Source organism: Mesorhizobium sp. L103C131B0 (assembly GCF_000502275.1).
In the GTDB taxonomy this organism is placed as follows: domain Bacteria; phylum Pseudomonadota; class Alphaproteobacteria; order Rhizobiales; family Rhizobiaceae; genus Mesorhizobium.
In genome coordinates, this window is record NZ_AYXC01000004.1 from 215,359 (window position 1) to 235,817 (window position 20,459).

Consider the following 20,459-nt stretch of genomic DNA (forward strand, 5'->3'; position numbering starts at 1 on the left):
TCTACCTCTTCCGTTCCCATTCTGCGAACAAAAGATGACGACGTTGCGAAATCTGCCGTGATCACCTAACGGTTTGAGATAAAAGGTGAAATGTCAGTCTTGCGGCAAAATCATGGCAGCAGCTGGCCCTGCCACATTTTTAGTCACTGCACGCTTGGACCGCCGTTATCGGGAAGGCACGCCGTTCTGCGCCAGGAGCATGCCGAAGTAGAAAACGCGCGCCTCGAAAGGCGCGCGTCAATAACCTGAAGCCTTTGATTTTACGAGGGTATCTTGACGACCACCTCGGTCTTGTCGCCGGCTTTCGGCTGAAAACCGGAAGATTTTGTCTTGGTTCCATTGACTTCGAGCGAGATGGATTTGGCCTTTTTGTCGCGGATGACGCGAACCTTGATCTCCGACCCCAGCATCTTCAGCGTGGCAGAATAGCCGTCCCAATGGCTGGGCAGTTTCGGCCGGAACGTGATCTGCTTGCCCCGCCGCTCAATGCCCAGAATGCCTTCGACCGCAGCACGGTAGAGCCATCCCGCTGAGCCCGTATACCAGGTCCAGCCGCCGCGACCGCCCTTGTCCTCACCGGAATAGATGTCGGCGGCGACGACGTACGGCTCGACGCGATAATGCTCGGCCGATGCATCGTCGAGCGCATGGTTGACCGGGTTCAGCATCGAGAAGCAGCGATAGGCATCGTCGGTGCGGCCCATTTCGGCGAGCGCGATCACGAACCAGGTCGCCGCATGGGTGTACTGGCCGCCGTTCTCGCGCACGCCCGGCGGATAACTCTTGATGTAACCAGGGTCCTTTCTCGTGTTCTGGAAGGCCGGGGTAAACAGTTTGACGATCTTGAGCTTGTCGTCGACCAGCAGGTTCGTCGCCTGCTGCATCGCCGTGGTCGAGCGCGCGGGGTCGCCCTCGCCGGAGAGCACGCTCCACGACTGCGCGATGGAGTCGATCTTGCACTCGTCCGAATTGTGCGAGCCAAGCGGCGTGCCGTCATCGTAGCTGCCGCGGCGATACCACTGGCCGTCCCAGGCGGTGCTTTCCAGCGCCCGCTTCAGCACATCGGCGTGTTTTGTCCAGGCCTGCGCCCGCTTGGTGTCGCCCTGCCCCTTGGCCACGGTGGTAAAGTCGCCCAGCGTCTTCAAAAGGAACCAGCCGAGCCAGACACTCTCCCCCTTGCCGGCTTCGCCGACGCGGTTCATGCCGTCGTTCCAGTCGCCGCCGAGGATCAGCGGCAGCCCGGCCGGGCTGCTGCGCTTGACCGCAAGGTCGAGCGCGCGCGCGCAATGGTCGTAAAGCGAAGCGCTCGTCTTGGAGATTTCCGGCGTGAAGAAGGCGTCGTGCTCGCCCTCGCCCAACACCTGCCCGTCGATGAAAGGCAGCTGCTCCTTCAGGATCCCTGTATCGCCGGTCACCTCGATGTAGCGATTGGTGGCATGCGCCAGCCAGACCACATCGTCGGAGATCATAGTGCGCACGCCGGCGTCGGTGCGCGGCAACCACCAATGCTGGACGTCGCCTTCGGGGAACTGCCGGCGCGCCGCATTGAGGATCTGGTTGCGCGCCAGTTTCGGATCATGCGCAAGCAGGGCCAGCGTGTCCTGTAGCTGGTCGCGGAAGCCGAAGGCGCCGCTTGCCTGATAAAAGGCCGAGCGGGCGCGGATGCGGCAGGCCAGGCTCTGATAGGGCAGCCAGTGATTGACCATGGCGTCGAGCGCCTTGTCGGGCGTCTCGACCTGGATGGTGTCGAGGAAGCCGCGCCAGACGCGTTCATTATCGGCCAGCCGCTGGTCGAAATCCTTGCCCGAATGGGTCTGCACCAACGCGCTCGCTTCGGCTGATGTAGCGGCGTCGCCAAGCAGCCAGACCAGCGTGACGTCGCCGCCGGCAGGGATGTCGATGTCGCTGGCGACAGCTGCGCACGGATCGTCGCCGGCCTCGACGCGGCCCGACAGGCCGGCGCCGCTGACGACAGTGTGCGGGAAGGCGCTGGTGCCCTGCCTGCCGATGAACTCGCCACGATCGGCTGTCACCGAATGCACCGGACCGGTGGCGGCCAGGAAGGCCACCCGGTCGCCGAAATCGAGACCGTAGGGGTTTTGCGCCAGAAGCGCGCCGGTCGCTGGATCCCTGGACGGGATGATGGTCGCAGCCGTGCTCGAGCGATGGCTGCCGAGAACCCATTCGGCATAGGCATAGATGCGCAGCCGCGCCGGCGCCGAGCCCGAGTTCTGGATGCGCAGCCGCGTGATCTTCACTGGATCGACGGGATCGACGACGTGCGTCAGATCCATTGACAGCGGGCCGCGTTTGGATCGGAAGGTCGAGAAGCCCTGGCCGTGCCATGTCTCATAGGTCATCGAGGGATCGCGGACCACGGCAGCCAGCGGCGAGAATGCCTTGCCGCTGGCCTGATCGTAGATGTAGATGCCCTCGCCCGGCCGGTTGGTGACCGGATCGTTCGACCATGGCGTCAGTTGGTAATCGCGGCTGTTGCGGCTCCAGGTGAAGGCAGCGCCTTCGGCCGAGACATGGAATCCGAACGAGGCGTTCGAGACGACGTTGATCCAGGGCTGCGGAGTCGTGCGCCGGCCGGTGAGACGCGTGACATAGTGACGGCCATCGCCTTCGAAACCGCCGAAGCCGTTCCACTGGCTGAGGCCGCTGCCGTCGGCGCTGCTGTCGGACGCGGCATGGTATGCAGGCGCCGCCGGCACCGGCAGAGACGGCTCGCGCAGTGACGCGGGGGCCGCCGGCTGCAGGCCATCGCGTGCTTGCAAGGTTGCCGCCTCGGCGCGTTCGATCTGGTCGAAGATGGTGCCGTTGCGCGTGTGCAGAACCACGCGGGCAACCGCCAGCAGCGTCTTGTACGTCGCCTCGTCCATCAGGTCGCGGCGCACGGCGAAGATGTGCTGGCGCGGCCCGAGTTCCTTGCCGCGCAGGCGGCTGTTTTCGCACAGCGTTTCGACCGCGCGCTGCAGGTCCTGGACATAGGACGATGCCTGCTCGTTGACGACCACGAAGTCGATCATCATGCCGCGGGCGCGCATATACTCCTGGAAGCGCAGCGCCTGGGCGACAATTTCGAGGTCGGCCACGTCGCCGATGCGGACCAGGAAGATCGGGAAATCGCCCGAAATGCTGGTCGGCCACAGGCTGGACTGCTTGCCCAGCCCCGAAGCGATGGATTCGCCGGGCAGGCGCAGGAACGGATCGGGATAGATCAGGAAGCGCGCCAGCTTCTGCACGTTGGCGGCGTCGGTCAGGCTGAGACCAAGATGGCGGGTCTGCACCTGCGAACGCGTCCAGGCAAGCATCGCCTGGCGAGCAAAACTTTCGGGATGGTCGAGCCTGGCGATGGCCTCGTCCAGTTCGGCGCGGTTGGCGCCGACGGCGGTCCAGAAGGTCAGCGATATCTTCTTGTTGGCCGGCACCCGCACCTGGCGGCGCAGGGCCGCTACCGGATCGAGGGTGAAGCCGTGGTGACCGCCAAGCTTGGCGCCGGGATCGAAGGCCGCCGCTTCCGCGATGGTACGGCCACGGCCGATGAAGGCACGGCGGTCGGTTTCGGCCTCGGCATCGCGCGCCGACCCGGACGGATCGGTGACGAAATGCACCATGGTGACGTCAGGCTCGTTCTTCTCGCGCTTGCGCCTGGTGGCAAAGATGGCGCCGTTATTGGCGGCGATCTCGGTCTCGATAAACATTTTCGAGAACGCAGGATGGGCATTGTCGGAGGCTTCGTTGCCCAGCACCAGCTCGGCAAAGGAGGTCACCTCGATATGCCGGTCAGTGGCGCCGTCGTTGTAGAGCGTGACGCGCCGTCCCTCGCCATTGCCTTCCGAGATGACGATGCATTCGACCTCCGAACGAAGCGAGCCCACTGTTTTGACGAAGCTCGCCTTGTCGTCGGAAAACAGCGTCTGCACTCTCTCGCCGGTCGCCTGCTTCGGCTCCGCGGTGGCCGACCACCAGTCGCCGCTGCCGGCGTCGCGCAGGAAGATGTAGGAGCCGAGCCGGTCTTCGGTCGGGTCGGGCTGCCAACGGGTGACGGCGAGTTCGCCCCAGCGGCTGTAACCGGAACCGGTGGCCGAGACCATGACGGAGTAGCGGCCATTGGACATGACGCTGGTGGCGCGCAACGCCCTCAGCGGGTCGAGGACGATGCGCGAATCCGGGCTCTCGACCTCGGTCTCGTCCTTCGAGCGCTCGTCGGCTTCGGTCCTGACCGTGGCGGTCGGGATGTCGCGCGGCGCCCTCTCCTGCAGCAGGAGTTCGGCAGACTCGATCACCGGATCGCTGTGGAAGCGGTCGCGCAGCCGGCCCTCGAAGATGGCGTCGGCAACGGCGGCGATCGACATGCCGGAGTGATGCGCCATGTAGTTCAGGACAACAGCGTGGTCGGTGCCTTCCGGCACGCGCTGCGGCGTGAAGTCGACGGCGTCGTAAAAGCCATGCCGGCCGAGAGCGCCGATGGAGCGCAGCCTAGCCAGATTCTGGACGGATTCGCGCGGTGTGAACTGCGCCGCGAGGATCGTGGCGTAAGGGGCGATCACCGTGTTCTGGCCAAGGCCGCGCTTGAGGCCAAGTCCGGGCACGCCGAAATTGGTATACTGGTAGGTCAGTTCGCGGTCGCGGGCATTGTAGGCCGCTTCCGAAATGCCCCAGGGCACGTTCTTCGAACGCGCGTACTGGATCTGACGCTTGATGATCAGCTTGCTGGTCTGGTTGAGGATCGAGCCCTGCGGTTCCTTCATCACCAGTGGCGGCATCAGATACTCGAACATCGAGCCCGACCAGGACATCAGCGCACCCTGGAAGCCGATCTCGACGATCGGCCTTCCAAGCCGGAACCAATGCTCCGTCGGCAGGTCACCCTTGGCGATGGCGAACAGGCTGGTCAGCCGCGCCTCGGAGGCGAGCAGATCGTAGCAGCTCTCATCGAGCTGGTGCTCCTCGACCCGGTAGCCGATCGAGAGCAGTTTGCGCTCCTGACGCATCAGGAAAGAGAAATCCATCTCGAAGGCATAGCGGCGGCAGCGTTCGCGCAGCGCCAGCAGCTTGGCGCGCAAGGCTTCGACGGCGTTTTCGTCGCTGTGCGAGTCATGCACATGCGCCTCGCAGGTCGCTTCCAGCCGTGCCGCCCAGTCGGCGATAATGTCGCTGCGCTGCGATCCGGCCTCGGTGTGGATGGCGGTGGCGAGCTTGCGGATCTCGCCGGCAAGCACGGCCAGGTTAATGGTGCGGATCGAGGCCATCTCCGGCTGCGCCTTGATGGTCATGACGGCGCGCCGCATGCCATCGAGGCGATCGGCCAGACGCTGGCGCAACGGCCGCAGTTGCCGGCGGTCGTCAGGCAATTCCTCGAGGCTCTCGTCGAGGATACTCACCGTGTCGAGGACGCCTTCGAAATCGCCCTGCAGGTGAACGGACGGGGCTTCCGCCCACTCGGCACAGGCCGCCGCCACCGCGACCAGATGTCCGGCCAGATTGCCGCTGTCGACGGCCGAGATGTAGAGCGGATAGAGCGGCTTGAGCGTCGTGGTGTCGTACCAGTTGAAGAGGTGGCCGCGGTTGCGCGGCATGCTCTCGATGGTCGTCATCGTGGCGTCGATGCGAGTGATGGCGTCGGAGAGCGCAATCCAGCCGAAATCGCGTGCCGACACCACCGACAGCAGGTAGACGCCGATATTGGTCGGCGACGTCCGCGGCGCCACAACCGGCGCCGGGCTTTCCTGGAAATTGTCGGGCGGCAGATTGTGGTGCTCGGCCGTGACGAAGGTTTCGAAATAATGCCAGGTGCGGCGCGCCACGGTGCGCAGCGCGTGGATGTCGGCTTGCGATATGCGCAGGCGGTCCTCGGTCTCGGCCGAGCGGCTGATCCAGCAGGCAACCGCCGGCGAACCGATCCAGAACAGAGCGAAGAAGAAGGCGACGAAGGCACCGGTGGAATCGGCCAGCACGGGGATAGCGAGACCGACGACGCCGATGATCACGGCGCCATACATCATGCTGTAATAGGAGCCGATATCGTTGTCGCCGCCCTTGTGCGCCTGCGACGCGGTGCGCCATTCCAGCAGGTTCTGGCGGCTGACGAACAGGCGGTAGAGCGTGCGCACGATGGCGTCGCCCATCATCCAGGCATTGTGCGCCATCAACAGCACTTTCAGCGCCACAAGGGCCGTGCCGAAGACGGTGTCGTGCGCCAGTGCGGAGAAATGGCCGCGCGGCGTCTGGTCGCCGCTCTTGGGCAGGATGGCGTTGACGACATCGAAGGTCGGCGCCATGAACAGCGACAGGATCAGCAGCGCCTGCCACTGCGCGGCCTGCGTGAAGGGCAGCAGCGTCCAGCCGGCGATCGCCGCCATCACCCAGAAGATCGGGGTCAGCGAGCGGCGCAGATTGTCGACCATCTTCCAGCGCGACAGCGCCGGCACGCCGGAACGCGGCGAGAAGATGAAGCGCAGCAGCTGCCAGTCGCCGCGCGCCCAGCGGTGGTGGCGCGAGGCGTCGACCGAGTAGCGGGTAGGATAGTCCTCGACCAGTTCGACGTCGGTGACAAGTGCTGCGCGCGCCAGCGCACCTTCGAGCAGATCGTGGCTGAGGACGGTGTTTTCCTCGATGCGGCCCTGCAGCGCCGCCTCGAAAGCGTCGACGTGATAAAGGCCCTTGCCGGTGAAGGAGCCGTCGCTGAAGACGTCCTGGTAGAGATCCGAGACGGCAAAGACGTAAGGATCGAGACCGCTGTTGGACGAGAAGACGCGCTGGAAGAAAGAAGCGTCGTCGCCGCTGGTGAGCGAGGCTGTGATGCGCGGCTGCAGAATGGTGTAGCCGGCGGTAACGACGCGCTTTGTCGCGTCAAAATGCGGGCGGTTGAGCGGATGGGCGAGCTTGCCGACCAGTGACGACACGGCGTCGCGCGTGGTGCGCGTGTCGGCGTCGAGCGTCATGACATAGACGACCTTTTCCGGCAGCGGCACGTCGAGCGGCAGGAAGGTGGTGTCGCTGTCGCCGCGCAAGAGAAGGTTCAGCTCATGCAGCTTGCCGCGCTTGCGCTCCCAGCCCATCCAGGCGCCCTGCGCCTGGTTGTAGAGCCGGCGGCGATGCAGGATATAGAAACGCGGCGCGCCTTCCGAGGGATAACGGGCATTGAGCCTGGCGATCTCGTCGCGCGCATATTGCAGGATCTCGATGTCGGCGGCGTCGATCTCGGTCTTGGAATCCGGCCAGTCGGACAGCAGCGCGAAATGGATTTCTTCGGCCGTGTTGGCGAGGTGATGCACCTCGATGTTGCGGATGTTTTCCTCGACATCATCGCGCGAGCCGATCAGCGACGGCACCACGACCAAGGTGCGTGATGCCGCCGGAATGCCGTGCTTGTAGTCATAGCCGACGAGCCGCGTCGGCTTCAGGAACAGTGAAACAACGGTGTTGAAGAAGGCGAGCGCGCCTTCGCTGGCAGGCACCGCAAACAGCGCCAGCATCAGCGTGATGGATTCCACCGACAGGCCGAGATGGGCAAGCGCATTGCCGGAGACAACCAGCAGTAGCACCGTCAGCAGGAAGACCGGCACAACGATGCCGAGCCAGCCCGTGGCGGTGAAGGCGCGCTTGAAGGTCACATGGAAGGGCGGCCGATAGCCGATCGCCTTTTCCAGATCCGGCCGGCGCGGGCCGACCAGGAAGAAGCCGACATCGGTATGCATGGCCGGATCGGCTGATGCATCCGGCACGCCGGAGGCATCGGTGACCCCGGGAACATGGCTGGCCAGCTCGATGGCCTTTTCGGCGACACGGAATTCGGACAGGTCGGAGCGCCGCGCCAGTTGCTCGATCGACGTGCGGTACTGGTCGCGCGAAAAGAAATCGAGCGCGGCGAAATCGGTGCGCTCGCGCAACAGCGTGTCGATGCGGCTGACGCCCTCGAACCACACCGTCCAGTCGACGTCGTTGATGAGGCGCAGGCCGCGGATGATATTGCCGGTGGTGACATTGCCGCTGGACAGCGTGCGATGCTCGGAAATGATGATTTCCTCGGCGTCGGAGCCGGTTTTCTCGAGCTCGACCTCCAGCCATTCCAGCGCCCTGCCGGCATTCTGCGAGCCGTCGCGCAGGCGGTAGAGCAACTGGGTGGCGAAGGTGGTGTCCTGCGCATGCGCGCCGTAGCCCGACAGGATCTTCCGGCGGTCTGCATTGTCGTCGGTCGCCAGCACGCGGTCGGCGACCTCGTTGGCGATATGGCGCATCTGCCTGGTGCGGTCGACGCGCACGGCGATGCGGCGCAGATTCTCGATCAAAACGAAGCGCAGCAGCGACGGCAGCGCCCAGAGCTCGCCGATCTTGAGCGGCTCGACCGACTGAAAACCCTCGACGATGGATTTGAACATGGTCGCCGAAACCGAACTGTCGGAATGGGCGACATAGCTCCAGGCCAGGGCCAGCGCGCGCGGCACCGCGGCGCGGTTGGCCACTTCCAGGGTCGGCAACTGCCGGTAGAAACGACGCGGCAGGTCGCGCTTCACCTGAAAAATGGTCTCCTCGACGAGATAATTGTTGTCGAGCAGCCATTGCGCGGCAGGCGTGATGGTTTCGCCCTTGGCCTGGGCGGCATTGGTCGAGCGGTAGACTTCGAGGATTTTCTTGGCGCTGTCGCGGATGCGGGCCTGGAAATCGAACTGCGTCAGGCCGAACAGGTCCTTGATGTCGCCCTTGGCGAGGCTTTCGCCCAGCGCGCGCAGCCGCTCTTCGGGCAGGAAATTGGAGCGTATCGGCTCTTCGGTGATGACCGGGAAGCCGGCGCTGGACTTTTCGATATGGGCAGGATTTGTCTGGATATTCATTGAAAATTCCGCATGGGGGACGCGATGCGGCGCCACCGCCACGGCAATGTCCCTAAAACCGATTCAAATGCAATTGGTTGCATGATTACACTGGCCGAAAGTTTTGCTTCTCACCACGCCAGAGGCGTTATCCCTTCGACATTTTAAGTGGGGCTTTCGACAACTTAAGGACGAGCACCCCTGCCCTCCCGTCCGCCTTGGAACGACGGAAGGATTCGGGCTTTTTCGTGATCCAGACAACAGCTTACGCCAGATTTCTCCGGCGTGCGATCATGTTTGGCAACAGGCGTTAATCGTTGTGTTGGCGGTGCGGCTAGCCCAGGCTGGCTATCCGGACGACGAACACGATCGTCGGCCGCACCGGTTCAAGCCGCAGTTTCGCGGCCTGCGGTCCGAGCAACAGCGTGTCGCGAGGTCCAAGGCGCGACGATGTCGCGCCGGTCACGCCGACCTCACCGTCGAACGGCAGGATCAGGGTCATAGCGCTGGTCGGCCGGGTATCGGTCGGAACCGAGATCACCAGGCGCTCGACCGTGTGCATGGCCCGCCCGCGGCGGGTCATGACGTTGAGGTCGGTGATCGGACCGGAGATCAGCGCCGCCGAGGTCGGCACATCGGCCGGGAAGGACAGCGGGGCGGAAGCCGCCGTCACTTCGGCCGGCGGCCGGCCAGCAATGTCGAGGACGATGCCCTCGCCTTCCAGCACGGCCAGCGTGCGGTCGACGCCGGCAAAGCCCGAGAACGGCCCGCTATCCTCGACTCGCGCCATCGAAACGCGCCAGTCGAAATCGTCCAGGCCGGCGCCGTCCGGCGAGACGGCGATCTCGGTGGTCGTGCCGCCGCCATTCTTCCACGGCATGACCCGGTAGTCGGCGGCCCGTAGGATGCGCATCATTTAAGCCAATCAGCCTAAAATACCGGGCAGATTGAGCTGGTGCTCCTTCGCGCACTCGATGGCGATGTCGTAGCCGGCATCGGCGTGGCGCATGACGCCTGTCGCCGGATCGTTCCACAACACGCGCTGCAGGCGCCTTGCGGCGTCCGGCGTGCCGTCGGCGACGATGACCATGCCGGCATGCTGCGAGAAGCCCATGCCGACGCCACCGCCATGATGCAGCGACACCCAGGTTGCGCCCGACGCGGTGTTGAGCAACGCATTGAGCAGCGGCCAGTCGGAGACGGCGTCGGACCCGTCCTTCATCGCTTCCGTCTCGCGGTTGGGCGAAGCCACCGAGCCGGAATCGAGGTGGTCGCGGCCGATGACGACGGGCGCCTTGAGTTCGCCCCTGGCCACCATCTCGTTGAAGGCGAGCCCCAGCCTGTGGCGGTCGCCGAGGCCGACCCAGCAGATGCGCGCCGGCAGGCCCTGAAAGGCGATGCGCTCACGTGCCATGTCCAGCCAGTTGTGCAGATGGGTGTTGCCGGGGGTGAGTTCGCGCACCTTGGCGTCCGTCTTGTAGATATCCTCGGGATCGCCCGAAAGAGCAGCCCAGCGGAACGGGCCGATGCCGCGGCAGAACAGCGGCCTTATATAGGCCGGCACGAAACCCGGGAAAGCAAAGGCGTTCTCGAAGCCTTCGTCCTTGGCGACCTGGCGGATGTTGTTGCCATAGTCGAGCGTCGGCACGCCGGCATTCCAGAACGCGACCATCGCCTCGACATGCTCGCGCATTGAGGCGCGGGCGGCCTTCTCGACAGCCTTGGGATCGGAGACGCGCTTCTCGCGCCACTCAGCCATCGTCCAGCCCTTGGGCAGATAGCCGTTAATCGGGTCATGCGCCGAGGTCTGGTCGGTGACCATGTCGGGGCGGATGCCCCGCTTGAACATTTCCGGCACGATGTCGGCCGCATTGCCGAGCAGGCCGACCGACTTCGCCTCGCCGGCCTTGGTCCAGCGCTCGATCATTTCCATCGCTTCGTCGAGCGTCTCGGCCTTCTCGTCGACATAGCGGGTGCGCAGCCGGAAATCGATCGAGTCCGGATTGCATTCGATGGCGAGGCAGCAGGCGCCGGCCATGACGGCGGCAAGCGGCTGGGCGCCGCCCATGCCGCCGAGGCCGCCGGTCAGGATCCATTTGCCCGTAAGGTTGCCATTGTAGTGCTGGCGGCCGGCCTCGACGAAGGTCTCGTAGGTGCCCTGCACGATGCCTTGCGTGCCGATATAGATCCAGGAGCCGGCCGTCATCTGGCCGTACATCATCAGGCCTTTTTTATCGAGCTCGTTGAATTTATCCCAGGTCGCCCAATGCGGCACGATGTTGGAGTTGGCGATCAGCACGCGCGGCGCATCGGTGTGCGTCCGGAAGACGCCGACCGGCTTGCCGGACTGGACCAGCAGCGTCTCGTCTTCATTGAGGGTCTTCAACGAGGCGACGATGCTGTCGAAATCGTTCCAGGTGCGCGCGGCCCGGCCGATGCCGCCATAGACAACGAGCTCATTGGGGTTTTCGGCGACATCGGGATCGAGGTTGTTCATCAGCATGCGCAGCGGCGCTTCGGTCGTCCAGTATTTGGCGTTGAGCTTGTCGCCGCGGGGCGCGCGCACTTCGCGGATGTTGTGGCGAGGATTGTTCATCATTGTCCCTTTGGAGTAAGGCGGCGTCTCAGCGCCCGGCCCAGTCAATGGCGGATTGGAGGATTTTCGTCAGTGTGGCGCGCATCGGCGCGGCGAACTCGGCATCATAAGGCACCGGCCAATTGTCCGGTTCGCCCTTGCCCTCGGGCTCGCGCAAATAGCCGCGATCGGCAAGTTCCATCTGCAGCGCATGGTAGCCGCCTTGCGGATTGCCGAAATAGCGGGTGATCCAGCCACCCTTGAAACGGCCGTTGATGACATTGCTTTCACCGCTCTCGGCCATGATCTGGCCAACCAGCGCCTGCAGCGTAGGATCCGCGGTCTGGCCGTCATTGGTGCCGAGATTGAACACCGGCAGCGTGCCGTAGAACAGGCGCGGCAGCACCGACCGGATCGAGTGGCAATCGTAAATGACGACCTTCTCATGCAGGCCGCGCAGCCTGACGGACTGAGCCGCCAGCATTTCATGGTAGGGCACGAAATACGCTATGCGACGCTGGTCTATCTCCGATGGCGTCGGTTTCGCGCCGGGCAGATACAGCGGATCGCCGTCGAAGGTCTCGGTCGGGCATAGCGTCGTTGTCGTCTGCCCGGGATAGAGCGAGGCGCCGGAAGGATCGCGGTTGACATCGATGACGGTGCGCGAGATCGACGTGTGCACGACAGTCGCGCCAAGGCCGGCGGCAAAATCGTAGAGATGGTCGATCCACCAGTCGCAATCGCGGCGGCCGAGCCAGGGCGAGACCAGCCGATTGTCGATGCCGGCGAGATCGATACCCGTGTGCGGGATGGACACCAACAGGGGTGCCGTGCCTTCCGTCACTGTCAGCCAGTCGGTCATGTCAGACTCCCGAGATCGAAGGCAATGTCACCGCGCTCGCAGCCTTGATGGCAGCGCCGCTGCGCACCATGGCGATGGCTTTTTCCATGTCAGGGTGGAAATGCCGGTCATTGTCGAGATGCGGCACCTCGGCGCGGACCAGCTTGCGAACCGCTTCCAGAGCTGCACTCGACGCCAGCGGCGCATGGAAATCGCAGCCTTGCGCGGCGGCCAGGAGTTCGATGCCGATGACGGCCGTGGCGTTTTCGATCATGCCGATCAGCCGGCGAGCGCCGTGTGCGGCCATCGAGACATGGTCTTCCTGGTTGGCCGAGGTCGGGATGGAATCGACACTTGCCGGATAGGCCTTCTGCTTGTTCTCAGAGACGAGCGCCGCCGCCGTCACCTGCGGGATCATGAAGCCGGAGTTCAGGCCGGGCTTCGGCGTCAGGAAGGCCGGCATGCCGGACAGCGCCGGGTCTACCAGCATGGCGATGCGGCGCTCCGACAGCGAGCCGATCTCGCAGACGGCAAGCGCGATCATGTCGGCAGCGAAAGCCACCGGCTCGGCGTGGAAATTGCCGCCGGACAGCGCAGTATCGTCCTCGGCGAAGATCAGCGGATTGTCGGTGACGCCATTGGCCTCGGTGCCGAGCGTATCGGCGGCCTGGCGCAGCACGTTGAGCGCCGCACCCATCACCTGCGGCTGGCAGCGCAGGCAGTACGGATCCTGCACGCGCTCATCGCCGACGCGGTGCGATTCACGAATGGCGCTGCCGGCCATCAGGTTGCGCAGCGCTTCCGCCGTCTCGATCTGGCCGGGATGTTTGCGCAGGAGATGGATGCGCCGATCGAAGGGCGCGTCCGAGCCCTTGGCAGCGTCGGTCGACAGCGCCCCGGCGACCAGCGCCGACTGATACAGCACTTCGGCCTCGAACAGAGCGGCCAGCGCGTAGGCGGTGGAAAACTGCGTGCCGTTGAGCAGCGCCAGACCTTCCTTGGCGCCGAGCGTCACGGGCTCCAGGCCGTGCGAGACGAAAGCGACCTTGGCCGGGAAGCGGCCATGCGGTGTAAAGCATTCGCCGACGCCGATCATCACCGCCGTCATGTGCGACAGCGGCGCGAGATCGCCGGAGGCGCCGACCGAGCCCTGCGCCGGCACCATGGGGATGACGTCGTTGGCCAGCATCGCTTCCAGCAACTCGATGGTTTGCGGCCGTACGCCCGACGCGCCCTGCGCAAGGCTGGCGAGCTTCAGCGCCATCATCAGCCGAACCACCGAAACCGGCATCGGCTCGCCGACACCGGCGGCATGCGACAAAACGATGTTGCGTTGCAGGGTCTCTAGATCCTCGGCCGGAATGCGGACGCTGGCCAGTTTGCCGAAGCCGGTGTTGATGCCGTAGACCGGCTCACCCTTGGCGACGATGCGGGCGACTGCCTCGGCGCTGGCCTTGATTTTTGGCCGGCAGGAGGCGTCGAGCTTCGGCATGGCGCCACGATAGATAGCGCGCCAGTCGGCCAGCGTCGCATTGCCGGGCTTCAGGTTAAGTTCGGTCATTGTCCTCTCCAGATGCGGGCATGGAGCGGGTTGAAGCCCATGCGGTAGACGAGTTCGGCCGGACGCTCGATGTCCCAGATCGCCAGGTCGGCGGATTTTCCTGCCTCAAGCGTGCCGGTCTTGCCAAGCAGCCCAAGCGCGCGGGCAGCCTCGCGAGTGGTGCCGGCCAGGCATTCCTCGACGGTCAGGCCGAAAAGCGTCGCCGCCATGTTCATGGTCAGCAACAGCGAGGTCAGCGGCGACGTCCCGGGATTGTTGTCGGTGGCGACCGCCATCTTGACGCCGTGCTGGCGGAACAGGCCGACCGGCGGCTTCCTGGTTTCGCGGATGAAATAGTAGGCGCCGGGCAGGATGGTCGCCACGGTGCCGGCCTTGGCCATCGCTGCGGCGCCGGCCTCGTCGGTGTATTCGAGATGGTCGGCCGACAGCGCGCCATAGCGGGCGGCGAGTTCGGCGCCATGCAGGTTGGACAACTGGTCGGCATGGAGTTTGACCGGCAGGCCAAGCGCCTTGGCCTTGTCGAAGACGCGGGCAATCTGTTCCGGCGAAAAGGCAATGCCCTCGCAAAAGCCGTCGACGGCGTCAGCCAGGCCCTCGGCGGCGATTCCGGGGAGGATGGTGTTGGCGACGAGATCGACAAAAGCGTCCTTGTCGCCTTTTGCTTCCGGCGGCAGCGCATGCGCGCCGAGGAAGGTGGTGCGGACCGTGACCGGGCGTTGCTTGTCCAGCTGCCGCGCGGCGCGAAGCGACTTCCGTTCATTTCCGAGATCGAGCCCGTAACCCGACTTTACCTCTACCGTGGTGACGCCCTCGGCCATCAGCGCGTCAAGGCGCGGGAGAGTCTGCGCAACCAGTTCGTCTTCGCTCGCGGCACGCAGGGATTTGACCGAGGAGACGATGCCGCCGCCGGCACGGGCGACTTCCTCATAGCTGGCGCCGGCCAGCCGCATCTCGAACTCGTTGGCACGGTTGCCGGCATGGACGAGATGGGTGTGGCAGTCGATCAGGCCGGGCGTAATCCAGCGGCCTTCGCAATCGGTAGTCTCGCCGCCCTGAGCCAACGCTGACGGCATCTCGGCTTCCGGACCGGCATAGACGATGACGCCGTCACGGGCGATGATCGCGCCCTTGTCGACAATGCCCAGTCCGGCAACGCCTTCGGCCATGGTCGCCAGGCGCGCATTACGCCAAAGCTGAAGGCCCCCTGCCCGGCTTTTGTCTTGTGCCGCCATCATCTTTTTCCGTTGCTTGGATGGCGATTATGTATATACATATTGAAACGCGCTGCAAGTGCATTGTTGATGGAATGCGGAGAAAAACGTGACGGCGATCTTTGCGGAACAGGTGCTGCTGGCCGATGGCTGGCATGACAAGGTGCGGATCTCGCTGAGCGGCGGTCAGATCGCGAAGGTGGAGCCAGGTTCTTCACCGCGGAGCGGTGACGAACGCCACGCCATTCTGGTGCCCGGCATGCCGAACCTGCACAGCCACGCCTTCCAGCGCGGCATGGCCGGGCTTGCCGAACTGCGCGGTCCCTCCGCCGACAGCTTCTGGAGCTGGCGCGAGGTGATGTACCGCTTCGCGCTGTCGATGACGCCGGACCAGGTCGAGGCGGTCGCCGCCCAGCTTTATGTCGAAATGCTGGAGGCCGGATTCTCGCGCGTCGGCGAATTTCATTATCTCCACCACGATCGCGACGGAAAACCCTATGCCAACCTTGCCGAGATGGCCGAACGTATTGCCGCGGCCGCCGGCGAAACCGGGATCGGCCTGACGCTGCTGCCGGTGTTTTATGCCCATTCGTCCTTCAGCGGCGCTGCGCCCAACGAAGGCCAGCGGCGATTCATCAACAATGTGAATCGGTTCGAACGCTTGCTTGAGAAAAGCCGCGAATCGGTTCGTGCGTTGAATCAGGCTGTCGTTGGCGTCGCCCCGCACAGCCTGCGCGCCGCGACGCCGGAGGAACTCAGCGCTGTTGCCGCCATTGCGCCGGACGGACCGATCCACATCCACGTCGCCGAGCAGGTGAAGGAGGTCGAGGATTGCCTGGCGTGGTCGGGTGCGCGACCGGTCGAATGGCTGCTCGCCAATGCCGGGATCGACAAGCGTTGGTGCCTGATCCACGCCACCCACATGACCGAGGATGAGACATCCGGCATGGCCAGAAGCGGCGCCATTGCCGGGCTTTGCCCGATCACCGAGGCCAATCTCGGCGACGGCACCTTTTCAGCACCTCTGTTCATCGAACATGGCGGCCGCTTCGGCGTCGGCTCGGATTCCAACGTGCTGATCGGCCTGCCGGATGAATTGCGCCAGCTCGAATATTCGCAGCGCCTCGCACACCGCGCCCGCAATGTGCTGGCGGTGGCCGGCGGCTCGACCGGGCGGGCTCTGTTCGACGCGGCCCGCGATGGCGGCAGCACTGCACTCGGCGCCGGCCCGTCGCGGATCGCCGCCGGTGCCGCAGCCGATTTCGTCTCACTCGACGAAAACCATCCTTCGCTGGCCGGAAAAAGTGGCGATGCGATCCTCGACGCCTGGATCTTTGCCAATGGCGGCAAGGTCGATTGCGTCTGGGTGCACGGAAAAAAACAAGTCAGCGGCGGCCGGCATGCAGCGCGTGAGACGATCGCCGAGCGCTTTCGCCATGTGATGACGGCGCTTTCGGCATGAGCATATCAGAGACAGCGGCGGTGGAAGGCGGCGGTTCGCTGCACCAGCGCATCCTGTCCGACATCAGCGAGAAAATAATGTCCGGCGCCTGGGCGCCGGGTCACCGCATCCCGTTCGAGCACGAGTTGACGGCCGAATACAATTGCTCGCGCATGACAGTGAACAAGGCGCTGTCGCAACTGGCCAAGGCCGGGCTGATAGAGCGCCGCCGCCGTTCGGGCAGCTTTGTCCGCCAGCCGCAGTCGCAGGCCGCGGTGCTGGAAATCCACGACATCAGGATCGAGGTTGAGTCGCTTGGCCTGGCTTATCGTTACGAGCGCTTGGCGCGGCAGAAAAGGCGCAGCAGCGCCGAGGATCGCGCCTTGCTGGAATTGGGAGCGGCTGGACAGGTGCTGGCGCTGAAATGCCGGCATTTCGCCGGCAAGCGGCCATTCGCGCACGAACAGCGGCTGATCAATCTCGCCGCCGTCGCGGAAGCCGCCGAGGAGGAGTTTCTCGACATCGCCCCCGGCCCTTGGCTGATCGGGCGCGTGCCGTGGAGCGAGGCAGAGCACCGTATCCGCGCGGTCGCGGCCGACAGGCACATTGCCGAAGCGCTCGACATCGCCGCCGGCGCGCCCTGCCTGGTGGTCGAGCGCCGGACCTGGGGCGCCGAGCACCCGGTGACGCAGGTGAGGTTCACCTACGCCGCGGAGAGCCACACGCTGGTGGCGCGGTTCAGGCCTTCGCAGGGGTAGCTCCTTTACCCTCCCCCTTGTGGGGAGGGTCGCTGCGAAGCAGCGGGGTGGGGGTCGGCGCCAGCCCCCCGCCCGGACCTTCGGTCCGACCTCCCCACAAGGGGGAGGTAGAAGGCTGCACTTTAAATCGCCGCCGTAACAATAATCTCGACAGTGTATTCCGGCCCTGCAAGCTTGGCCTCACCCGTGGCGCGGGCGGGCGTGTTGCCTTGCGGGACCCACTTGTCCCATTCCTTGTTCATCTCGGCGAAGGTGCCCATATCGGCCAGCCAGATGATCGCCTGCAGGATCTTGGTCTTGTCGGTGCCGGCCTTGGCCAGCAGTTCGTCGATGGATGCGAGGATCGACCTGGTCTGTTCGCCAACGCTGGCGCCGGGCGTTCCGACCTGGCCGGCGAGATAGACGGTGTTGCCGTGGATGACGATCTGGCTCATGCGCGGGCCAACATCGATGCGACGAATGCTCATGGGATGGTTCCTTCGTTTGTCGGTGCGCCTGTTTAGAGTCGCTGCCGCCTCCGGGCAAGGCCAACAGCGCGAAACCTCTTGAGCCTGGGTTGGATCTTGGGCCGCAAATGTCTATCTGCGCCGAGGTATTTCTTTCCGGCGCGGATTGCCGACCTCGTGTGAGAGTGGCAAGACTTCGCGCCAAACCAGGTTGAGAGGATGAGAGCCATGGAATATCGAGAAATCAGCGAGGACTATTCGGTCTCGGGCCAGATCCAGCCCGAAGATGCCGCCGCCATCAAGGAAGCCGGTTTCAAGAGCGTGATCTGCAACCGGCCGGATGACGAGCAGCCCGACCAGCCTTCGGCCGACAGCGTCAAGGCGGCGGTCGAAGCCGCGGGGCTGGCCTTCCGCTACATCCCGGTAATCAGCGGCCAGATCACAGCCGAGAATGTCGAAGATCAGGCCGAAGCGCTCGACGCGCTCGAAGGCCCGGTGTTTGCTTATTGCCGCTCGGGCGCGCGCTGCACCAATCTCTACGGGCTGATTCAGCAGTCCAAGGGGTGAGCATCTGAGGCGCTGGCGATCCCTCACACCCCCCTCTGTCCTGCCGGACATCATCTCCCCCGCAAGGGGGGAGATCGGATGTCGCCTTCGCTTTTCGCCAATCGCCGACGTTGCAGGATGAGCGCTATCGACAAAGCTGCTGATCTCCCTCCTTGCGGGGGAGATGGCCGGCAGGCCAGAGGGGGGTGCTGTCCCGCCGACGTATCAACTGAAACTCTCTCAAACTAGATCGGCAGCGCCCCGGTCTCCTTCAGCGTCTCCAGCACGATCGCCGTCTTTACATGCTGCACGGAGTCGTGCGGCAACAGCACGCCGTTGACGAATTCCGACAATGATTTGAGATCGGGCGTCACCACCTTCAAGATATAATCCATCTCGCCGGTCAGCGCGTGCGCCTCCTGCACCTCCGGCAGCCGCGCCAGCAATTCGCCGAAGCGCCTGGCATTGTCGCGGTTATGGGTGGCGAGCGTCACCGAGATGACGTTGACCAGCGAGAAGCCGAGCTTGTCGCGGTCGAGCACGGCGCGATAGCCCTTGATGTAGCCGTCTTCCTCCAGCCGCTGGCGGCGGCGTGAGCATTGCGATGCCGACAGGTTCACGCGCTCCGAGAGATCGTTGTTGGTGAGCCGCGCGTCGCCCTGCAAGAGAGCCATTATCTTGCGGTCGAATTGGTCTATGCGCGCGTCATCCATGGATTTATCCCCAATCATGCATGAATTACGCACGAGATGATCATCTCAAGCGTTTGAATGCAAGCACCGTGCGGTCGCTTCGCACTATCATGCGTCATCTCGTGGTCCGATGCGGCCACCATCCGTTTGGAGGAATGCCATGGGTCCCTTCCCGCACGACGCCCCGCCCGCAAAGATCAGCAAGGAAAACCCCGCCGGCACCGACGGTTTCGAGTTCGTCGAGTTCGCCCATGCGGAGCCGCAGAAGCTCGCCGAGCTGTTCACCCGCATGGGCTATGTCGCGGTGGCCAAGCACCGCACGAAGGACATCACCATCTGGCGCCAGGGCGACATCAACTATGTCGTCAATGCCGAGCCCGGCTCGCATGCGATGAAATTCGTCGACAAGCACGGCCCCTGCGCCGCCTCGATGGCCTGGCGCGTGGTCGATGCAAAGCATGCGTTCGAGCATGCGGTATCGAAAGGCGCCACGCCCTACGACGGCAACGACAAGGCGCTCGACGTGCCGGCCATTGTCGGCATTGGCGGCTCACTGCTCTATTTCATCGAAGCCTATGGCAAGAAGGGCTCGGCCTATGATGCCGAGTTCGAGTGGCTGGGCGAACGCGACCCGCGGCCCCAAGGCGTCGGCTTCTATTTCCTCGACCACCTCACCCACAATGTCTATCGCGGCCAGATGGACAAATGGTGGGACTTTTATCGCGAATTGTTCGGCTTCAAGCAGATCCATTTCTTCGACATCGACGGCAAGATCACCGGCCTCGTCAGCCGCGCCATCACCTCGCCCTGCGGCAAGATCCGTATCCCGCTGAACGAGTCCAAGGACGACACCAGCCAGATCGCCGAGTATCTGAAGAAGTACAATGGCGAAGGCATCCAGCATATCGCTGTCGGCACCGACGACATCTACGCCGCCACCGACAAGCTTGCCGACAACGGGCTGAAGTTCATGCCCGGTCCGCCGGAGACCTACTACGACATGTCGTACAACAGGGTGAACGGGCATGACGAGCCGATCGAGCGGATGAAGAAGCACGGCATCCTGATCGACGGCGAAGGCGTGGTCGACGGCGGCATGACCAAGATCCTGCTGCAGATATTCTCCAAAACCGTGATCGGCCCGATCTTCTTCGAATTTATCCAGAGGAAGGGCGACGAAGGTTTTGGCGAAGGCAATTTCCGCGCGCTGTTCGAGTCGATCGAGCAGGACCAGATCAAGCGCGGCGTGATCAAGGTCGATGGCAAGGCGGCGTGAAAACCGTAAGCTCGTTTGCGGCTCGATCGGCTTTAATCTAAGTTCCGATCACAAGAGGTCGAGCCGTGAACGTCTCCATAACCGAAGCAAAGGCCAAACTATCGGAACTCGTCGGCCGCGCGGAAGCCGGCGAGGAGATAGTCATCACTCGTCACGGCAAGATCGCGGCGCGGCTCGTGGCACCAGTTCGAGAAGACTTGTTGTCGCGCATAGGTGCCCTGAAGGGCAAGATTTGGATTTCTGACGATTTCGACAAACTCGGCCCTGAATGGAACGAGTACACCAGATAAAGG

General features: G+C 64.1%; 13 protein-coding genes. 5 read left to right on the forward strand and 8 right to left on the reverse strand.

Features of this window, described 5'->3' with window-relative positions; genetic code table 11:
* Window positions 1-260: 260 nt before the first annotated feature.
* The 6 genes from X730_RS154010 to hutI form a co-directional block, all read right to left on the reverse strand.
* Window positions 261-8,840: a glucoamylase family protein gene (locus X730_RS154010; RefSeq protein ID WP_023826107.1), complete on the reverse strand. Its 8,580-nt coding sequence runs from the start codon at window positions 8,838-8,840 to the stop codon at window positions 261-263.
* Between the two features lie 313 nt (window positions 8,841-9,153).
* On the reverse strand, window positions 9,154-9,732 hold the full coding sequence (locus X730_RS154005; protein WP_023715241.1) for a HutD family protein: 579 nt from the start codon (window positions 9,730-9,732) through the stop codon (window positions 9,154-9,156).
* A gap of 12 nt (window positions 9,733-9,744) precedes the next feature.
* Window positions 9,745-11,418 carry a urocanate hydratase gene (gene hutU / locus X730_RS154000; RefSeq protein ID WP_023672900.1) on the reverse strand — a complete coding sequence of 558 codons (1,674 nt, stop codon included), beginning with the start codon at window positions 11,416-11,418 and terminating at the stop codon, window positions 9,745-9,747.
* Window positions 11,419-11,443: 25 nt separating this feature from the next.
* A complete protein-coding gene (gene hutG, locus X730_RS153995; RefSeq protein ID WP_023826108.1) occupies window positions 11,444-12,256 on the reverse strand; it encodes an N-formylglutamate deformylase in 813 nt (270 codons plus the stop codon).
* Between the two features lies 1 nt (window position 12,257).
* A complete protein-coding gene (hutH, locus tag X730_RS153990; RefSeq protein ID WP_023702300.1) occupies window positions 12,258-13,796 on the reverse strand; it encodes a histidine ammonia-lyase in 1,539 nt (512 codons plus the stop codon).
* Window positions 13,793-15,028 (reverse strand): imidazolonepropionase, encoded by a 1,236-nt coding sequence (gene hutI / locus X730_RS153985; RefSeq protein WP_023826109.1) that lies wholly within the window; start codon window positions 15,026-15,028, stop codon window positions 13,793-13,795. Before hutI ends, hutH begins: the two co-directional genes overlap by 4 nt.
* An 88-nt stretch (window positions 15,029-15,116) precedes the next feature.
* Between hutI and X730_RS153980 the strand changes: the two genes are divergently transcribed.
* Together X730_RS153980 and hutC are read left to right on the forward strand one after the other, a co-directional pair.
* Complete coding sequence (locus X730_RS153980; RefSeq protein WP_023826110.1) at window positions 15,117-16,469, forward strand: formimidoylglutamate deiminase; 1,353 nt, start codon at window positions 15,117-15,119, stop codon at window positions 16,467-16,469.
* The gene (gene hutC, locus X730_RS153975) at window positions 16,466-17,206 is read left to right on the forward strand and encodes a histidine utilization repressor (protein WP_023826111.1); all 741 of its coding nucleotides are present in this window, start codon (window positions 16,466-16,468) and stop codon (window positions 17,204-17,206) included. Before X730_RS153980 ends, hutC begins: the two co-directional genes overlap by 4 nt.
* A 122-nt stretch (window positions 17,207-17,328) precedes the next feature.
* On the opposite strand, the gene X730_RS153970 is transcribed toward hutC, so the two are convergent.
* Window positions 17,329-17,673: a RidA family protein gene (locus tag X730_RS153970; RefSeq protein ID WP_023672906.1), complete on the reverse strand. Its 345-nt coding sequence runs from the start codon at window positions 17,671-17,673 to the stop codon at window positions 17,329-17,331.
* Window positions 17,674-17,880: 207 nt separating this feature from the next.
* On the opposite strand from X730_RS153970, the gene X730_RS153965 reads away from it, so the two are divergent.
* Entirely contained in the window at window positions 17,881-18,219 is a 339-nt protein-coding gene (locus X730_RS153965) for a TIGR01244 family sulfur transferase (RefSeq protein WP_023672907.1), read from the forward strand.
* Between the two features lie 224 nt (window positions 18,220-18,443).
* Here the strand turns inward: X730_RS153965 and X730_RS153960 are convergent, their stop codons facing one another.
* Complete coding sequence (locus X730_RS153960) at window positions 18,444-18,911, reverse strand: Lrp/AsnC family transcriptional regulator (protein ID WP_023826112.1); 468 nt, start codon at window positions 18,909-18,911, stop codon at window positions 18,444-18,446.
* A gap of 139 nt (window positions 18,912-19,050) precedes the next feature.
* On the opposite strand from X730_RS153960, the gene hppD reads away from it, so the two are divergent.
* Both hppD and X730_RS153950 read left to right on the forward strand, forming a co-directional pair.
* Window positions 19,051-20,166, forward strand: coding sequence for a 4-hydroxyphenylpyruvate dioxygenase (gene hppD, locus X730_RS153955; RefSeq protein WP_023826113.1), 1,116 nt, complete (start codon window positions 19,051-19,053; stop codon window positions 20,164-20,166).
* Between the two features lie 65 nt (window positions 20,167-20,231).
* A complete protein-coding gene (locus X730_RS153950; RefSeq protein ID WP_023702307.1) occupies window positions 20,232-20,456 on the forward strand; it encodes a type II toxin-antitoxin system prevent-host-death family antitoxin in 225 nt (74 codons plus the stop codon).
* The last annotated feature ends 3 nt before the right edge of the window (window positions 20,457-20,459 follow it).

Coding starts and splice junctions, on each gene's coding strand:
- X730_RS154010 (WP_023826107.1), bottom strand. CDS start 8,840: ATGAATATCCAGACAAATCCTGCCCATATCGAAAAGTCCAGCGCCGGC.
- X730_RS154005 (WP_023715241.1), bottom strand. CDS start 9,732: ATGCGCATCCTACGGGCCGCCGACTACCGGGTCATGCCGTGGAAGAAT.
- hutU (WP_023672900.1), bottom strand. CDS start 11,418: ATGATGAACAATCCTCGCCACAACATCCGCGAAGTGCGCGCGCCCCGC.
- hutG (WP_023826108.1), bottom strand. CDS start 12,256: ATGACCGACTGGCTGACAGTGACGGAAGGCACGGCACCCCTGTTGGTG.
- hutH (WP_023702300.1), bottom strand. CDS start 13,796: ATGACCGAACTTAACCTGAAGCCCGGCAATGCGACGCTGGCCGACTGG.
- hutI (WP_023826109.1), bottom strand. CDS start 15,028: ATGGCGGCACAAGACAAAAGCCGGGCAGGGGGCCTTCAGCTTTGGCGT.
- hutC (WP_023826111.1), top strand. CDS start 16,466: ATGAGCATATCAGAGACAGCGGCGGTGGAAGGCGGCGGTTCGCTGCAC.
- X730_RS153970 (WP_023672906.1), bottom strand. CDS start 17,673: ATGAGCATTCGTCGCATCGATGTTGGCCCGCGCATGAGCCAGATCGTC.
- X730_RS153965 (WP_023672907.1), top strand. CDS start 17,881: ATGGAATATCGAGAAATCAGCGAGGACTATTCGGTCTCGGGCCAGATC.
- X730_RS153960 (WP_023826112.1), bottom strand. CDS start 18,911: ATGGATGACGCGCGCATAGACCAATTCGACCGCAAGATAATGGCTCTC.
- hppD (WP_023826113.1), top strand. CDS start 19,051: ATGGGTCCCTTCCCGCACGACGCCCCGCCCGCAAAGATCAGCAAGGAA.